This is a genomic window from Micromonospora sp. NPDC047644 (assembly GCF_040704315.1).
Taxonomy (GTDB): Bacteria; Actinomycetota; Actinomycetes; order Mycobacteriales; family Micromonosporaceae; genus Micromonospora.
This window is the reverse complement of sequence record NZ_JBEYSY010000004.1, coordinates 299,323-315,546: the sequence shown is the minus strand read 5'-3', so window position 1 is coordinate 315,546 and position 16,224 is coordinate 299,323. Positions and strand designations below refer to the sequence as shown.

13 protein-coding genes and 1 pseudogene are annotated in these 16,224 nt (G+C 71.4%); 7 read left to right on the top strand and 7 right to left on the bottom strand.

The window, feature by feature from the left end; all coding sequences use genetic code 11:
* Window positions 1-502: 502 nt before the first annotated feature.
* The 6 genes and pseudogenes from AB0877_RS09255 to AB0877_RS09230 form a co-directional block, all read right to left on the bottom strand.
* A pseudogene (locus tag AB0877_RS09255) lies at window positions 503-1,468 on the bottom strand (arginase family protein); the annotation flags it as partial.
* A gap of 69 nt (window positions 1,469-1,537) precedes the next feature.
* Window positions 1,538-2,461 (bottom strand): tetratricopeptide repeat protein, encoded by a 924-nt coding sequence (locus AB0877_RS09250; RefSeq protein ID WP_366608078.1) that lies wholly within the window; start codon window positions 2,459-2,461, stop codon window positions 1,538-1,540.
* A gap of 181 nt (window positions 2,462-2,642) precedes the next feature.
* Window positions 2,643-4,331 carry a methylmalonyl-CoA mutase family protein gene (locus tag AB0877_RS09245; protein ID WP_366608077.1) on the bottom strand — a complete coding sequence of 563 codons (1,689 nt, stop codon included), beginning with the start codon at window positions 4,329-4,331 and terminating at the stop codon, window positions 2,643-2,645.
* Window positions 4,332-4,445: 114 nt separating this feature from the next.
* Window positions 4,446-4,862: an Asp23/Gls24 family envelope stress response protein gene (locus tag AB0877_RS09240; protein WP_366608076.1), complete on the bottom strand. Its 417-nt coding sequence runs from the start codon at window positions 4,860-4,862 to the stop codon at window positions 4,446-4,448.
* Window positions 4,863-5,070: 208 nt separating this feature from the next.
* Complete coding sequence (gene meaB, locus AB0877_RS09235) at window positions 5,071-6,072, bottom strand: methylmalonyl Co-A mutase-associated GTPase MeaB (protein WP_366608075.1); 1,002 nt, start codon at window positions 6,070-6,072, stop codon at window positions 5,071-5,073.
* On the bottom strand, window positions 6,069-7,268 hold the full coding sequence (locus AB0877_RS09230; protein WP_366608074.1) for an acetyl-CoA C-acetyltransferase: 1,200 nt from the start codon (window positions 7,266-7,268) through the stop codon (window positions 6,069-6,071). The genes meaB and AB0877_RS09230 overlap by 4 nt, the downstream gene beginning before the upstream one ends.
* A gap of 61 nt (window positions 7,269-7,329) precedes the next feature.
* On the opposite strand from AB0877_RS09230, the gene mce reads away from it, so the two are divergent.
* The 4 genes from mce to AB0877_RS09210 all read left to right on the top strand — a co-directional run bounded on the left by mce (window position 7,330) and on the right by AB0877_RS09210 (window position 13,363).
* Complete coding sequence (mce, locus tag AB0877_RS09225; protein WP_366608073.1) at window positions 7,330-7,806, top strand: methylmalonyl-CoA epimerase; 477 nt, start codon at window positions 7,330-7,332, stop codon at window positions 7,804-7,806.
* 360 nt (window positions 7,807-8,166) lie between these two features.
* Entirely contained in the window at window positions 8,167-9,522 is a 1,356-nt protein-coding gene (gene ccrA / locus AB0877_RS09220; RefSeq protein WP_366608143.1) for a crotonyl-CoA carboxylase/reductase, read from the top strand.
* A gap of 307 nt (window positions 9,523-9,829) precedes the next feature.
* On the top strand, window positions 9,830-11,095 hold the full coding sequence (locus AB0877_RS09215) for a DivIVA domain-containing protein (protein WP_091405818.1): 1,266 nt from the start codon (window positions 9,830-9,832) through the stop codon (window positions 11,093-11,095).
* 177 nt (window positions 11,096-11,272) lie between these two features.
* The gene (locus tag AB0877_RS09210; protein WP_366608072.1) at window positions 11,273-13,363 is read left to right on the top strand and encodes a hypothetical protein; all 2,091 of its coding nucleotides are present in this window, start codon (window positions 11,273-11,275) and stop codon (window positions 13,361-13,363) included.
* A gap of 72 nt (window positions 13,364-13,435) precedes the next feature.
* On the opposite strand, the gene AB0877_RS09205 is transcribed toward AB0877_RS09210, so the two are convergent.
* Window positions 13,436-14,410: a DUF559 domain-containing protein gene (locus AB0877_RS09205; RefSeq protein ID WP_366608071.1), complete on the bottom strand. Its 975-nt coding sequence runs from the start codon at window positions 14,408-14,410 to the stop codon at window positions 13,436-13,438.
* Between the two features lie 161 nt (window positions 14,411-14,571).
* Between AB0877_RS09205 and AB0877_RS09200 the strand changes: the two genes are divergently transcribed.
* Genes AB0877_RS09200 through AB0877_RS09190 form a run of 3 tightly spaced genes read left to right on the top strand, consistent with a single transcriptional unit; the run spans window position 14,572 to window position 16,194 of the window.
* Window positions 14,572-14,718, top strand: coding sequence for a hypothetical protein (locus tag AB0877_RS09200; protein WP_366608070.1), 147 nt, complete (start codon window positions 14,572-14,574; stop codon window positions 14,716-14,718).
* Window positions 14,709-14,897 (top strand): DUF397 domain-containing protein, encoded by a 189-nt coding sequence (locus tag AB0877_RS09195; protein WP_366608069.1) that lies wholly within the window; start codon window positions 14,709-14,711, stop codon window positions 14,895-14,897. Before AB0877_RS09200 ends, AB0877_RS09195 begins: the two co-directional genes overlap by 10 nt.
* Window positions 14,898-14,910: 13 nt before the next feature.
* Window positions 14,911-16,194, top strand: coding sequence for an AI-2E family transporter (locus AB0877_RS09190; protein WP_366608068.1), 1,284 nt, complete (start codon window positions 14,911-14,913; stop codon window positions 16,192-16,194).
* The last annotated feature ends 30 nt before the right edge of the window (window positions 16,195-16,224 follow it).

Here is a 16,224-nt window from a genome sequence, read left to right as displayed (position 1 = left end):
GCGTGTTCTGGGTCGACGGGGTGGTGCGTCGGAGAAGACCGGGGCCGGCCGACGCCGGCGGGCCGACGGGTTCACGCTCGACCAGGGACGCGATGCTGGCCGCGACGCCCGACGGCTCGGAGTGGGCCCGCCCGTTCGTGCCGGGCGACTCCCCCTCCGCCGGGACGTCGCGCGACACCGCGCTCACCGGCGAACCGACGCCGGGCCCACCGACGCCGGCCGGACCGTCATCGTCAGACCCGAGCACGGCAGGCCTGAGCGCGGCGTGGTCGACGTCAGCGGGGTCGTCGCCAGCGGGGTCGATGCCGGCGCGGTCGTTGCCCGTGGGGTCGATGCCGACGCGGTCGATGCCGGCGCGGTCGTTGCCCGTGGGGTCGATGCCGGCGGGGAGGTCACGCCGCGCTACCCGCTCGGCGCGGTCGAGTCCGTCGAGCACAGCCAGCCCGTCGAGCCGCTCGGCACGGTCGGACCGCTCGGTGGCGGTCGCGGCAAGGCCGTTGCCGCGCCGCGGGGAGGGCGTCGGCCGTGCCGACAGCAGTCGGGGCGGCACTGCCTCGGGGGCGGTCACCGGCGCCAGACCGGCGACCACGGTGTTGACGATCTCGGCCGCGTAGGAGCCGTCCGGGTCGTAGTCGGGGTCGAAGACGGTCAGCTCCACGCCGAGGCAGTGCGGGGTGTCGACCAGGCCGGCCAGCAGGATCTCCAGCTCGGCGAAGGCGATTCCACCCGGATCGGGGGCGTCCACGGCGGGCATCACCGCCGGGTCGAGCACGTCCACGTCGATGTGCACCCAGTAGCCCGCGCAGTCGGCGAGTTGCTCGTGCGCCCACTGGGCCGTCCGGGCGGCGCCTTCGGCGCGCAGCGCCGGCACCGGTCGGGTGGTGATCCCGGCGGCCTGGAGGTCGAGCCGGTATTCGTCCTGGGCGCGGATGCCGAGCACCACCACGTCGATGTCGCGGAAGTAGGGCCGACGGCCCTCCAGCGCGGCCAGGTCGGCCTGCCCTCGCCCGGTCACCAGAGCCAGATCCTCACCGGCGGCGGCGCCGACGTAGGAGGCGTTGCCGGGGTGCCGGAAGTCGGAGTGCCCGTCGACGAAGACCAGCCCGATCCGCCCGCCGACAGCCTCGCCGAGGCGGTGCATGGCCAGGGCCGAGCCGAGGAGCACGGAGCAGTCGCCGCCGAGCACCACCGGGAACTCGCCCCGGTCGATGATCGAGCCGATGCGTTCGGCGAGGGCCAACGAGTAGTCGGCGATCTCCCGGGCGTGGCACACCCCGTCGCCGGGCCGCCAGTCGCCCGGGTCGTACCGGGCGGGGGTGACGCAGCCGGCGTCACGGGCACGGAGCCGGGCCAGCAGGTCGTGGTCGCGCAGCGCCCCGGGGGCCTTGGCGCAACCCGGGACCGACGTGGGCGTCGGCGGCCGTAGACCGAGATTTGTCGGCGCGTCGAGGACGGCGATCCGGCGCATCGTGAGCTCCCGTCCTCGGTGGTCGGGCGGGCCGGCCGGAACGCCGGCCCGCGCTGGCGTGCTACGAACTCAGAACAGGGCGCTGGCCAGAGCCCGACGCGCCGAGGCGACCGCCGGATCGTCCGGGCCGGCGATGGAGAAGAGCGAGACCAGGTGCTGGCGAACCGTCTCACGGTCCTCACCGGCGGTGCGCCGGACCAGACCGACGAGCCGGGCGTACGCCTGCTCGGCCAGACCACTGAGCACCTCGATGTCGGCGGCCAGCAACTGGGCGGCGACGTCGTCGGGGGCGCTCTCGGCGGCGGCCAGCGCGGTGGACGGGTCTGCGCCGGCCACCCGGCGGGCCACTCCGACCTGGGCCAGCCCCGCCGTGGCCGCGGCGTCCGCCGGGGCGTCGGCCAGGATCTTCCGGTACGCCTGCTCGGCGGCGTCCAGATCGCCGCTCATCAGCGCGTCGTCCGCCTCGTCGAGGCGGGGGTCCTCCGGCTCGGCGACCGTCACGCCACCGGCCTTCAGCACTGCCTGGATCCACTGTCGCAGCTGAGCCTCGGGAACAACTCCAGAGAAGGCGTCGACCGGCTGACCGCCGACGACCGCGTAGACCATCGGGATGCCCTGCACCCGGAACATCTGGGCGATTCGGGGATTTTCCTGCACGTCGACCCGGGCCAGCACCCAGGTGCCACCGCCCTCGGCGTTCAGCCGCTCCAGGACCGGGGCGAACTCGTCGCTCTCCGGGAAGCCGGCCGCACCGAAGAACACGACGACGGGCGTGGCCATCGAGCGTTCGAGCACGTCGGACTGGATGGTCGCCTCGGTGACGTCCACGATGGCGGTGTCACCGCCGTCGGTGGGCGCGCCGGGGACGCCGTTGGACGGGCCGCCCTGCGGGGGCGTGCCGGGGCGGGTACTTGCTGGTGCGGGGCCACGCAGCGTGCTGAGGTCGACCGCGCCGCGGGTGAAGATCGACGAGGTGATCCGTGGGTCGCTCATGGTTACCTAGTCTCGCACGTGACCCCGGATTCTCAGCTCACCCGCAACCCTGACGTTGCAACTCTCACGCCCCGCCCCCACCCCCGCGATCTTGCACTTTCTGTCGCCGGTATGCCGCATTCATGCCTTATGGCACCGCAGAAACTGCAAGATCGACGGGAGCGGGGTTTCAGGGCTGGGGTTAGAAGCGGGCTGGTTCTCGGTAGGTGCCCCACTCGGCTCGCAGGGCGTCGCAGATCTCGCCCAACGTGGCCTCGGCGCGCACCGCGTCGAGCATGGCCGGGATCATGTTCTCGTCGGTACGGCTCGCCTCGATCATCCGAGTGACCGCGGCGCGCACCGCCTCCTCGTCCCGCCCGCTCTTGCGCTCGGCGAGCACCCGGCGCTGCTCCAGCTCCACCTCGTGCGAGATGCGCAGGATCTCCAGCTCCTTGGCGACCGTGCCGGTGTGGCAGTTGACCCCGACGATCTTCTTGTCGCCCTTCTCCAGGGCCTGCTGGTAGACGAAGGCCGACTCGGCGATGTGCCCGGTGAACCAGCCGTCCTCGATGCCGCGCAGGATGCCCGAGGTCATCGGGCCGATCTGGTGGGGCCCGTCTCCGCCGAGCTGCCGGATCCGGGCGAAGATCTCCTCCGCCTCGGCCTCGATCTTGTCGGTCAGCGCCTCGACGTACCAGGAGCCGCCGAGCGGGTCGGCGACGTTGACCACGCCGGTCTCCTCCATCAACACCTGCTGGGTACGCAGGGCGATCTCGGCCGACTCGTCGGTGGGCAGCGCCAGGGTCTCGTCCAACGCGTTGGTGTGCAGCGAGTTCGTGCCGCCGAGCACCGCCGCGAGAGCCTCGACGGCGGTGCGTACGACGTTGTTGACCGGCTGCTGCGCGGTCAGCGACACCCCGGCGGTCTGCGTGTGGAACCGCAGCCAGAGGGCCTTCTCGCTGGTCGCGCCGTAGACGTCACGCAGCCAGCGGGCCCAGATCCGGCGGGCGGCGCGGAACTTGGCGATCTCCTCGAAGAAGTCGAGGTGCGAGTCGAAGAAGAAACTCAGCCCCGGCGCGAAGACGTTCACGTCCAGCCCACGCGAGAGCCCCAGCTCGACGTAGCCGAAGCCGTCCGCCAGGGTGTACGCCAGCTCCTGCGCGGCGGTCGAGCCGGCCTCACGGATGTGGTAGCCGGAGACCGACAGCGGCTTGTAGCGCGGGATCTCGGCCGCGCAGTATTCCATCAGGTCGCCGATCAGGCGCAGGTGCGGCTCCGGGTCGAAGAGCCACTCCTTCTGCGCGATGTACTCCTTGAAGATGTCGGTCTGCAGCGTGCCGTCCAGCGTGGACAGGTCGGCACCCTGCCGCTCGGCGGCGACCAGGTACATGCAGAACACCGGCACGGCCGGGCCGGAAATGGTCATCGAGGTGGTGACGCCGGCCAGGTCGATGCCGTCGAAGAGCGCCTGCATGTCGGTGGCGGTGTCGATGGCGACGCCGCAGTGGCCGACCTCGCCGAGCGCCTGCGGGTCGTCCGAGTCGCGGCCCATCAGCGTCGGCATGTCGAACGCCACCGAGAGCCCGCCGCCGCCGGCGCCGAGGATCATCTTGTAGCGCTCGTTCGTCTGCTGGGCGTTGCCGAAGCCGGCGAACTGCCGGATCGTCCAGGTCCGACCGCGGTAGCCGGTCGGATACAAACCCCGGGTGTACGGATACTCGCCCGGCCATCCGATCCGCTCGAAGCCCGGATAGGTGGCGCCCTCCGGCGGGCCGTACACCGGCTCCACCGGCATTCCGGAGAGCGTGGTGAAGTCCGCGTCCCGCTTGCGCGCGGCGTCGTACCGGGCCTGCCAGCGCGCCCGTCCGGCGTCGATCTCGTCGGCGTCCATGAGCAGGGCTCCTCCTCGGGTCCTCGACTGCCTGTCGAGTGTAAGGCCCCTACCTGAACGATCGCTAAGTCAGGCCGTACCCGCAGGTAACGTGAGCTGGTCGGCGACGGCCCCTCAGACCGCCGCCGCGCCCGGCTGGTTCAGCTCGATGTCGTCCACCGTGACGTTCACCTGCGTGACGGTCAGGCCGTACTTCTCCACGGCCTCGATCACCGCGGCCCGCACCGCCTCGGTCACGTCGACCACCACGTGCCCGGCGTCGATCACCAGAACCACGTTGATGACGGCGGAGCTGCCCTTCACGTCGGCCGAGACGCCCCGGCGGGCGTCGCCCACGTCGTCGAGGCCGACCTTGTCGAGCACGCTGTTGAAGAACCGGGCCACGTCACCGCCGAGGTCGGCCACGCCCGGCACCCCGCGAGCGGCCACGCTGGCGATCTTCTCCACGACCTCGTCGGAAACCGAGGTGACACCCCGGGCCGCGCCCGTCGCGGGCTGCACCGCACCGGCGTTCTCCACCGCGTCCGTCATGATCACATCTCCCCTGGTCCGACGCATGTGGACCGATCGTCTCGTCAGCCCGCCGCGTAGCGCCTCACTCGCGGCGAGCCTACTAAAACCGGAGCGACCTTCGCGTGCGGGCGGGCGGCCCGGTCACGCCGGCGGCGACGTCGGTCCGTACCGGACGGTGCGAGCCAAATTCGTCCAGGCTGGACGCGTCGGCCGGCGCGACGTCGGGTCAGCGCGCGAGCTGGGCGAGCAACTCGTCCGCCGCCGTGTACGGGTCGGTCGCGCCCTCGGCGACCTTGCTGGCGAGCGTGGCCAGCTCCGTACCGTCGCGGAGTGAGCCGATCCGGGCGCGGAGGGTGCCGAGCGCGATCGCCTCGATCTCGGCGGCGGCCCGCGTCTCCTGACGGCGGCGCAGCTCGCCGTGCTCGACCAGCCAGCCCCGATGCTTGTCGATGGCGGCGGCGATGTCGTCGATGCCCTCGCCCCGCGCGGCGACGGAGCGGACCACCTGGGGCCGCCACTGCCCCGGCCCGCGCTCGCCGAGCGCGATCATGCCCTGGATGTCGCGGACGGTGGCGTCGACGCCGTCCCGGTCCGCCTTGTTGACCACGAACACGTCGGCGATCTCCAGAATGCCGGCCTTGACCGCCTGGATCGCGTCGCCCATCCCGGGCGCCAGCAGCACCAGCGTCGTGTCGGCGAGGGAGGCGACCTCCACCTCGGCCTGCCCGACGCCGACCGTCTCCACCAGCACCACGTCGCAGCCGGCGCCCTCCAGCACCCGGACCGCCTGCGGCGTGGCCGCGGCCAGCCCGCCGAGGTGCCCCCGACTGGACATCGACCGGATGTAGACGCCCGGATCGGTCGCGTGGTCCTGCATCCGCACCCGGTCACCGAGGATGGCTCCGCCGGTGAACGGGCTGGACGGGTCGACCGCCAGCACACCCACCCGGTGCCCGCGCGCCCGCAGCGCGCGGACCAGCTCGTTCGTGGTGGTCGACTTGCCCACCCCGGGCGAACCGGTCAGCCCGACCACCTGGGCCTGCCCGGCGTACGGCGCCAGCGCCGCGGCGATCTCCGGCAACAGCGCGTCACCGTTCTCCACCAACGTGATCAGGCGAGCCACCGCCCGGGGGTCGCCCGTGCGGGCCCGCTCGACCAGCAGCGGTACGTCCCGGCTGCGGCGCACCGACGTGGTGCCCGCCGCCGGGACGTGCTCAGTCTCGCTCACCGGCCCGTCTCGGCCTTGCCCGGCACGTGGATGATCAGCGCGTCGCCCTGGCCACCGCCGCCGCACAGCGCGGCCGCGCCGGTGCCACCGCCGCGGCGCTTCAGCTCCAGGGCGAGGGTGAGGACGAGACGCGCGCCGGACATGCCGATCGGGTGCCCCAGCGCGATCGCGCCGCCGTTGACGTTGACCTTGTCCGGGCTGATCCCGAGGTCACGGGTGGACTGGACACCGACCTGCGCGAACGCCTCGTTGATCTCGATGAGGTCCAGGTCCGCGACGCTCAGGCCACCCTTCTTCAGGGCGTGGTTGATCGCGTTGGACGGCTGCGAGTGCAGGGAGTTGTCCGGGCCCGCCACGTTGCCGTGCGCACCGATCTCGGCCAGCCAGGTCAGCCCCAGCTCCTTCGCCTTGGCCTTGCTCATCACGAGCACCGCGGCCGCGCCGTCGGAAATCGGCGACGAGCTGCCGGCGGTGATGGTGCCGTCCTTGGCGAAGGCGGGGCGCAGCTTGGCCAGCGACTCGACAGTGGTGTCCGGACGGATGCCCTCGTCCTCGGTGATCACCAGTGGGTCACCCTTGCGCTGCGGGATGACCACCGGGGCGATCTCGTCGGCGAAGTGACCGTTCTTCTGGGCGGCGGCGGCCCGCTGGTGGCTGGCGGCGGCGAAGGCGTCCTGCTCCGCGCGGGAGATGCCGTGCCGGGCGCCGAGCCGCTCGGTCGACTCTCCCATCGAGCAGCAGTCCCAGGCGTCGCTGAGCCCGTCGTGTGCCATGTGGTCCTTGACCACCACGTCGCCGTACTTGTAGCCGGTCCGCTGACCCATCAGCAGGTGCGGGGCATTGGTCATCGACTCCATGCCGCCGGCCACCACGATGTCGAACTCGCCAGCGCGGATCAGCTGGTCGGCCAGGGCGATCGCGTCCAGGCCGGAGAGGCAGACCTTGTTGATGGTCAGCGCCGGCACGGACATCGGCACACCGGCCTCGACCGCCGCCTGCCGAGCCGGGATCTGACCGGTGCCGGCCTGCAGCACCTGCCCCATGATCACGTACTGGACCTGGTCCGGGCTGACGCCGGCACGCTCCAGCGCGGCCTTGATGGCGATCCCACCGAGCTTCGTGGCCGGGAGATCCTTGAGGTTGCCCAGCAGCCGGCCCATCGGGGTCCGCGCGCCGCTGACGATCACCGAAGCCATGCCTGCCTCCGAGGGGGTGCCGAGCTGTACGCCTTAACGATTGTTCGGCCAGACTAGCGCCATGGCAGAGAACTCCCCCGTCGAGCCCGGTGCGGACTACGTCACAGACATCGGACTTCGCAAGATTGACCACGTCGGGATCGCCGTGGCCGACCTGGACGCCGCGATCGACTTCTACCAGCGGACGTTCGGGATGCGCTGCGTACACGTGGAGACCAACACCGAGCAGGGCGTCCGGGAAGCGATGCTGGCCGTCGGACCGACCACCGAGGGCGGCTGCGTGCAGTTGCTCGCCCCGCTCACCCCGGAGTCGACGATCGCGAAGTTCCTGGACCGCAACGGGCCGGGCGTGCAGCAGGTCGCGTACACGGTCGTGGACATCGACGCGGCCTGCGCGGCGCTACGCGAGCGCGGCATGCGCCTGCTCTACCCGACTCCGAGGCGTGGCACCGCCGACAGCCGGATCAACTTCGTGCACCCCAAGGACGCCGGCGGCGTCCTCGTCGAACTGGTCCAGCCCGCCCCCACCCCCCACTGACCCCCGCTCCCCGCCCTGTTGATCAAGAGGTTTGCGTCAATCTCGGCCCTCCAGGTGACCGAAAGCTCTTGATCAACATGGGTGGCGGTCGCGCGGCGGTGCGGTGTGCGCGCACACCCGTCGGGCGGGTGGGCGCGCACGTCAGTGCGCGGTTGGCGGGGTGGTTGGACACCTTCACGCATCGGCGGATGCAGTTTTTCACAGAGGACTTCCCGGCCTAGCTACCGTTCAGTAACGTCCGGCCCCACCGGAGCGCGACCGGGGCCGGATGTGTCGAATGCCGACATGGCGGTCGTGCCCACCGGCGCCGACGATGGCAGCACCCGGGCCCGTGCGGGTGCGGATGAACCGGAGGTCACCGTGCAGGACATCCTCGAAGCGATCATGGCGGCGGAGGAATCGAACGATCCGGACCGCGAACTCGCCGGCGTCGCCGGACTGCCCGTACCGGAGAGCTACCGGGGCGTGGTGGTCCGCGCCGAGGAGTCCCGGATGTTCGACGGCATGGCCACCCGGGACAAGGACCCGCGCAAGGCGCTGCACGTGCAGGAGGTGCCGACGCCGGAGCTGGCCCCGGGCGAGGCGCTGGTGGCGGTGATGGCCAGCGCGATCAACTACAACACGGTGTGGACCAGCATCTTCGAGCCGGTGAGCACCTTCAGGTTTCTCCAGCGCTACGGCCGGGTCTCCGAGCTGACCCGCCGGCACGACCTGCCGTACCACGTGGTCGGCTCGGACGCGGCGGGCGTGGTGCTGCGCACCGGCCCCGGGGTGACCCGCTGGGCCCCCGGCGACGAGGTGGTCGCGCACTGCCTCTCCGTCGAGCTGGAGGACGCGGCCGGACACGACGACACGATGCTCGACCCGCAACAGCGGATCTGGGGCTTCGAGACCAACTTCGGCGGGCTGGCCGAGCTGGCGGTGGTCAAGGCCAACCAGCTGATGCCCAAGCCGCGGCACCTGAGCTGGGAGGAGGCAGCCAGTCCCGGGCTGGTCAACTCCACCGCGTACCGGCAGCTCGTCTCGCACCACGGCGCCAACATGAAGCAGGGTGACGTGGTGCTGATCTGGGGTGCCTCCGGCGGCCTCGGTGGCTACGCCACCCAGATGGCGCTCAACGGCGGCGCGATTCCGGTCTGCGTGGTGTCCTCGCCGGAGAAGGCCGAGCTGTGCCGCCGGATGGGCGCGGAGCTGGTCATCGACCGGGCCGCGGAGGGCTTCCGCTTCTGGAAGGACGAGGAGACCCAGGACCCGGACGAGTGGCGGCGCTTCGGCGAACGGATTCGCGAGCTGACCGGCGGCGAGGACCCGGACATCGTGTTCGAGCACCCGGGCCGGGAGACGTTCGGCGCCAGCGTCTACGTGGCCCGACGCGGTGGGACCATCGTCACCTGCGCCTCCACGAGCGGCTTCCTGCACCAGTACGACAACCGCTACCTGTGGATGCACCTCAAGCGGATCGTGGGCAGCCACTTCGCCAACTATCACGAGGCGTGGCAGGCCAACCGCCTGGTCGCACTCGGCAAGGTGCACCCGACGGTGTCCCGCACCTATTCGCTGGAGCAGACCGGCCAGGCCGCGTACGAGGTGCACCGCAACGCCCACCAGGGCAAGGTGGGCGTGCGCTGCCTCGCACCCACCGACGGGCTGGGTGTTCGTGACGGAGAGTTGCGCGCCCGGCACGAGGACGCGATCAACCGGTTCCGGGGTCGCTGACCGTCCGGCATCCGGAGCGCCGGGGCGGTCCCGGCCGGACGGTGGAACGCCGGTTGACCATTGCGCTGATCGCTCATTGTTCTTCCGCCCCCATTAGCGGATAGGTCACCCGGATCGAACAAAGGGCCTCGGGGTAACCCCGGGGCCCTTTTCCGCGTCACGCTGCGTGGCGTCCGACCGGCCGGGACCTGCCAAGATCGCCGATTGGTCCAACCTCGCCGATCGCGGGAGTTGACCATGTAAAGAGGGCACGAAAGCTTCGCACCGCTCTTGCGAAGCACCCTGGGGCGTCTGCCAGTATGTCCCAATGCCCCAGCAGCAGTCCTCCCCTCTCGCGTTCTTCGATAACGCGAACTCGCAGCCAGATTTCACCGTTGGCCTGCGCGGATACAACACCCATCAGGTCGACGACTTCCTCGGCCGGATGACCGCCGCGCTGACCCAGTCCGAGCAGGCCCGTGCCGAGGCCGAGCAGCGGATGAACGACGCCCAGCGTCGGCTCCGCCAGGCCGAGCAGCGCATGAGTGCGCTGGAGCAGAAGCTCACCGACACGAACAAGCAGCTCGAAGAGAACAGCCGACCCACCCTCTCCGGGCTCGGCACGCGCGTCGAGCAGATCCTGCGGCTCGCCGAGGAGCAGGCGAACGACCACCGCAACGAGGCCAAGCGCGAGTCAGAGGGCATCCTCTCCGCCGCCCGCCTCGAGGCCCGCGAGATCACCGACAAGGCCCGCGCCGAGGCCGCCGCCATGAAGGCAAGCGCCGAGCGCGAGGCGGGCAACCTGCGCACGGCCGCCGAGCGCGAGGCCGCCGAGGTCCGGGTGCAGGCTCGCCGCGAGGCCGACACGCTGCGCGCCGACGCCGACCGGGAGACCAAGCAGCTGCGTACGGTCACCGCGCACGAGGTGGCCGAGCTCAAGTCGACGGTCGAGCGGGAGGTCGCCACCCTGCGGGCCACCGCCGAGCGGGAGATCACCCAGCAGCGGGCGAAGGCAGCCCGCGAGGCTGAGGAGAAGCGCGCCGAGGCGACCAAGCTGCTCACCGACGCGCGGGACAAGCGCGACAAGGACCTGCAGGCCCTGGAGCTCCAGCTGGCCGAGCGGCGGGAAAAGGCCGAGCGCGAGGAGTCCGAGCGGCACGCCGCCCAGGTCGCGCAGACCCAGAAGATGGTCAGCGAGGCCGAGCAGCGTGCCCGGGCCGCGCAGGAGCGGGCCAAGGAGATCGAGCAGCGCGCCGAGGCGCGGCGGGTCGAGTCGGAGCGCAACGCGGCCGAGACCGTCGACAAGGCCAAGGCCCACTCGGAGAAGACCCTCAACGAGGCGAAGGCCGAGTCGCAGCGCCTGCTCACCGAGGCCCGCACCGAGGCGGAGCTGACCACGCAGGCCGCCCGCCGCGAGGTCGAGGACCTGACCCGGCAGAAGGACGCGGTCACGTCGCAGCTGGGTCAGATGCTCTCCGGTCTCGCCGGCATCGTTCCGGGAATGCCGGCGCAGGCCGCTCCGGCTGCCAAGCCGGAAGCAGCAAAGAAGACCGATGGTGGTCAGGAGCGGGTGCCCGCGGAGACCGCCGGCTGACGCGAGGCGTCAGGTAGGGGCATCGACGGCGCGAGGTGACACCGGGTAACCGGTGCCACCTCGCGCCGTATGCGTTTCCTCACCGCCGGTATCGGCTGACAGCAACGGAGTGAAGTAGCTCCCACATGGCCCGTCCGTATCGCCCCAGCAGGGCCCGTTGCGTGTGAGGATGGGGGCATGTCGCACGGCGAGGAACTGTTCGCTCTCGGCGGGGACGTGACGACGGAGCCCAGCTTCGAGTCCGCTCTGCGGGGGTACGAAAAGAAACAGGTCGACCGTTATGTCGCACGTGCTGAGCACGAGATCGCGACCCTCGCCTCCGAACGGGAACAGGCGTACACACAGATCCACAAGCTCGCCGGCCAGGTCGAGGTTCTCCAGCGCGACCTGACGCAGGTGCGCAAGCAGATGAACGTGGTCGACCGGGCGTCGTTCCGGCACCTCGGCCCCCGAGTCGAGTCGATCCTCGCTCTCGCCGAGGAGCAGGCCGAGGAGATCATCGGCGACGCGAACGGGGAGATCGAGGCCCGCCGCGCCGCTGCCGAGCACATCATCGAGGAAGCCCGCGAGCAGGCCGACCGGGCACTGAAGGACTTCGAGATCGCCCTCGCCGCCCGACGCGCGGAGGAGGAGCGGCACAGCGCCGCGCAGCGGGCCGAGGCGGACGCGGCCCTGCGGTCGGCGAAGGACGAGTCGGCGCAGTTGCGCAAGGCCGCGCAGGACGCTCTGGCGAAGGCCCAGCAGGAGGCCACCCAACTGCGGGACTCCGCCAAGGAGATCCACACTCGGGCCCAGCAGGAGGCCACCAAGCTGCGCGAGACGGCCCGCGAGACGTTGGCCAACGCCCGGCAGGAGGCCAGCGATCTGCGCGACGCCGCCAAGGAGGTGCACGCCAAGGCGCTCCAGGAGGCCAAGCGGCTCACCGACACCGCGACCGAAGCGGGGCGGGCCACCCACGCCAAGGCGCAGCAGGAGGCCAAGCAGATCATCGACGACGCGTCGATGGCCGGTCGGGCCACCCGCGCCAAGGCGCAGCAGGAGGCCGAGCGGCTGACGACGCAGGCCACCGAATCGGCGAAGCGCAGCCGCGCCGAGACCGAGGCGTACGTCCAGCGGATGCGCACCGAGACCGAGGCGTACGTGCAGCACACCCGGGCGCAGACCCAGCAGGAGCTGGGCGCGTGGCGGGCCGGGGTGGAGCAGGAGGTCAACTCCCGTCGGGAGGCGGCCGACCGGGAGTTGGCGCAGCGACGGTCCGCGGCCGAGCAGGAGTTCGCCAAGCGCCGCGACGAGTTGGACAAGCACCACGCGTCGCGCCAGCAGGAGCTGGAGGCCGGGCTCGCCAGCCGTCAGCAGGAGCTGGAGAGCGGGTTCAGCACCCGCCGGGACGAGCTGGAGACCGAATACTCCACCCGGAAGAACGAGCTGGAAAGCGAGTACACGGCTCGCAAGAACGAGATCGAGCAGGGCGCGGCCGGCGTCCGTCAGGCGGCCGAGCAGGACGCGGCGGGACTGCGCCAGCGCTCCGAGGCGGAGGCCGCCGAACTGCTGAAGCAGGCCGAAGCCGAGGCCGGCGACAAGCGGCGCAAGGCCGACGAGCATGTCGCGGCGTCCCGGCGGCAGTTCGAGGAGTACGCGGCCACCACGCAGCAGCACCTGGCCACCACCCAGCAGCACCTGGCGGCAACCCAGCAGGAGTCGGCGGCGGGTCGTCAGCAGTTGGCCCAGGTGATGTTGGAGATCGCCCAGGCCCAGCAGCAGTTGGCGGATCTGCGGCAGGAAACCTGGAAGGCCCGGCAGGAGTCCGACGAGCTCCAGCGTCAGATGTCCGAGCTGCGGTTGCAGAGCGTCGCCGGTCCGATCGACGGCCCGACCGCGCCGGCAGCGGACGCCAGCGCGAGCGAAGGCGTACCCGGTGGTGGGGACGACGGCGTGAGCGTCACCGCGGGCGCGGGCACCGGGACGGGCGCGGGCACCGGGCTGAAGACGGAGCCCGCCGACACCAGGCAGCCGGTGAACGCCGCCGCGGACGAGTCCGGGCAGTCCACGACCCGGCCGGTGGCCGAGCCGGTGACGACCGTGGACGGTGGCACGGCGAGCGCCGGGGTGGACGGGGAGCCGACAGTGGCCGCCGTACCGGGCGAGGGTGGCCGGGGCGCCAAGCCCACCAAGATCACTAGCACCGGTGAGAACGGCAAGCGACCCACCAAGCCGACCACCGACGAGCGCAGCGCCAAGCCCAGCAAGGTCACCATCGAGAAGGAGTGACGGGCACCGGCCCGGCGAAGCGTCGAAATCTTGGACACTTTCCGTCATCGGCTGACGGAAAGTGTCCAAGATTCACTTTTGCGCCGGGTGGCGTAGCGGTGCGGTGGGGGTCCAGCCGGCCGCGACGAGGGCGCGGCGGACCGTGTCGGCCACCTCGTCCGGGCGGGCGCGGACCAGCCAGGCGGGGAAGCGCAGAATCCGGTCGCCGCTGGTCCAGACGTCGTTCTGCCGACGCATGTCGGCAGCCCACTGCCTGGCATCCATGTGGTGCGCCCCGTCGATCTCCACCTGCACCCGCAACTCCCGCCAGTACGCGTCCAGCCAGCGGTTCCGGCCGGCCGCGTCGACTCGGTGTTCCTGCAGGTCCGGGGCGGGCAGCCGATGTCTGCGGCACAGCCGCAGGAAGTCGATCTCCGAGAGCGCCTGGGCGCCACCCGCGATGTCGCTGATGGTCTGCCCGATCAGCCGCCGACGGGGGGCCCGAGGGAGGACGTCGAGCACCACCCGCAGTTCCTCGGGCAGTACCCGGCGTTGCTGGCAACCGGCGGCCAGCACCGACTGCGCCTCGTCCACCCCGGCCGCCCAGCCCGCCGCGTCCACCAGGGCCCGCGCCGTCGTGGTACGCGGTGGGCGCGCCCGTTGGAGATGAGCCTCCGGGAGGACCGTCGTGCGGTGAACCAGAACGGCGGGCATGTCGATCGGAAGTCGACGCAGGGTGGTCCGCGCGGCACGGCGGGCTGCCGGCACCAGCACGTGCAGCGGTTCGCGTCGCAGTCCCCGTACCCCGGCTTCGGCGGCTGCGGACACCCCGGCCAGCACCGCCCCCGGCCCGGCGGCCAGCACCGCCACCCAGAGTTGCTGGTCACGGGTGAGTCGACCGTTGCCGGCCAGCAGGATCCCGCGGCAGATCGACCGCCACCGACCGGAGCGGATCCGGCCCCGCACCCGCGCTTCGCTGAGCAACCCGGCGAGCTGCGCGGTCGTCAGCACGCCCGCCTGCTCGAAGGCGAGCCAGTCGAGTGCGTCGGCGTCATCGGCGGGCAGCATCCGGACAGCTTTCGCCTTTCAGCTCCGCCCCACCACCAGATCTTGGACAGTTTCCGTCATGCCGTGACGGAAACTGTCCAAGATCTGCGGGCCGGCGACGTCCCACAGCGGAACATGCGGCGTCCGCGCGCCGAGGCGTCGACGGTGGTTGGGTGAGGCACATGGAGCATCGGATTGACCCTCTCGTGGTCGATGGCGACCATGAGGTGACTACGCTGCTGGCGCGCTGGAAGATGATCAGAAACGGTGCGATGTGTCGCCGCCAGTCGATGGAACTGATGAAGGAGGTCGTGACCTCATGGACCTGACCGGCGCGCTCTGGCGCACGTCCAGCCCCAGCGGCAACGCGGAGTGCGTCGAGGTGGCGCACGACCTGCCCGGCACGGTGGGAGTGCGGGACAGTAAGGGTCCGTCCGGACCGGTGTTGGTGTCAGCGCCGGCCGCGTGGCGGGCGTTCGTGGCCGACGCCCGTCGTCCGACTGCCTGAGCCGGAGGTCCTGATGCCGCAGCACGACCCGTCCGGCGACGACCCGGACCTGCCGCCCGGCCCCCGGCCGCCGAAGACGCCCCCGCCGGCCGCAACACCACCGCCGGCCGCAACGCCCCCGCCGGCCGAGACTCCACCGCCCGCTGAGACGCCACCGCCGCCGAAGACGCCGCCGTCGGGTGAGACTCCGTCGCCGGTGCCGGTTCCCGTTCCGGGGGTCGACCTGGACGAGCCGCCGGCGGTTCCGTCCGGAAAGTTCGGCACACCTGGGCGGCCGTTGCGCCGCAGCAGCTTCCTGCTCGGCTTCACCGGTGCGCTGGGCGTGCTGCTGGCGTACACCCTCTATCTGGGGATTCGCAATGCCGGCGGCATCCTCGTGCTGGTGGTGATCGCGCTCTTCCTCGCGGTCGGCCTCAACCCGGCGGTGGTCCGACTACGCCGCTGGGGTGTGCCGCACGGCCTGGCGGTGGCGGCGGTCGCCCTGACGGTGGTGCTGCTGCTCTGCGGCGGCATCGTGGCGCTGGTCCCACCGATCATCACCCAGTCGGGGCAGTTCATCGACCAGATCCCGAGCCTGCTCGAGGAGTTGCGCCGCAACCCGACGGTCAATGACCTGGTGGAGCGGTACGACGTGGTCGAGCGGGTGCAGGGCGCGGCCAACGCGGAGACGGTCGGACGGGCGCTCGGCGGGGTGCTCGGCGGCGCACAACTGATCTTCGGCACGGTGTTCCGGACGTTGACCGTGCTCGTGCTGACCATCTACTTCCTGGCGTACTTCGACAAGCTGCGCTCGCTGGGCTACTCGTTGGTGCCCCGGTCGCGGCGGCAGCGGGTGCAGTTGATCGGCGACGAGATCCTGGCCAAGGTGGGCTCGTACATGGTCGGCGCGCTGAGCATCGCGGTGCTGGCCGGCGCGACCACCTTCGTCTTCGCGCTGATCGCCGACCTGCCGTACCCGTTCGCGCTGGCCGTGGTGGTCGCGGTGACCGACCTGATCCCGCAGATCGGCGCCACCCTGGGCGCGGTGATCGTGAGTCTGGTCGGCTTCGCCGCCGACCTGCCCACCGGCATCGCCTGCGCGGTCTTCTTCCTCGTCTACCAGCAGGTGGAGAACTACCTCATCTACCCGAAGGTGATGCGGCGTTCGGTGGAGGTCAACGAGGTGGCCGCCCTGCTGGCCGCGCTGCTCGGAGTGGCGCTGCTGGGTGTGGTGGGCGCGCTGATCGCGATCCCCACGGTGGCCGCGCTGCAACTGATCCTGCGCGAGGTGGTGCTGCCCCGCCAGGAACGCCGCTGAGCGTCAGCCCACCTGACCGGCGGCCGGGCC

Excerpts from the sequence above, each read along its gene's own strand:
- AB0877_RS09250 (WP_366608078.1), bottom strand. The coding sequence starts at position 2,461 with ATGAGCGACCCACGGATCACCTCGTCGATCTTCACCCGCGGCGCGGTC.
- AB0877_RS09245 (WP_366608077.1), bottom strand. The coding sequence starts at position 4,331 with ATGGACGCCGACGAGATCGACGCCGGACGGGCGCGCTGGCAGGCCCGG.
- AB0877_RS09240 (WP_366608076.1), bottom strand. The coding sequence starts at position 4,862 with ATGACGGACGCGGTGGAGAACGCCGGTGCGGTGCAGCCCGCGACGGGC.
- AB0877_RS09230 (WP_366608074.1), bottom strand. The coding sequence starts at position 7,268 with ATGGCTTCGGTGATCGTCAGCGGCGCGCGGACCCCGATGGGCCGGCTG.
- mce (WP_366608073.1), top strand. The coding sequence starts at position 7,330 with ATGGCAGAGAACTCCCCCGTCGAGCCCGGTGCGGACTACGTCACAGAC.
- AB0877_RS09215 (WP_091405818.1), top strand. The coding sequence starts at position 9,830 with ATGCCCCAGCAGCAGTCCTCCCCTCTCGCGTTCTTCGATAACGCGAAC.
- AB0877_RS09210 (WP_366608072.1), top strand. The coding sequence starts at position 11,273 with ATGTCGCACGGCGAGGAACTGTTCGCTCTCGGCGGGGACGTGACGACG.
- AB0877_RS09205 (WP_366608071.1), bottom strand. The coding sequence starts at position 14,410 with ATGCTGCCCGCCGATGACGCCGACGCACTCGACTGGCTCGCCTTCGAG.
- AB0877_RS09200 (WP_366608070.1), top strand. The coding sequence starts at position 14,572 with ATGGAGCATCGGATTGACCCTCTCGTGGTCGATGGCGACCATGAGGTG.
- AB0877_RS09195 (WP_366608069.1), top strand. The coding sequence starts at position 14,709 with ATGGACCTGACCGGCGCGCTCTGGCGCACGTCCAGCCCCAGCGGCAAC.
- AB0877_RS09190 (WP_366608068.1), top strand. The coding sequence starts at position 14,911 with ATGCCGCAGCACGACCCGTCCGGCGACGACCCGGACCTGCCGCCCGGC.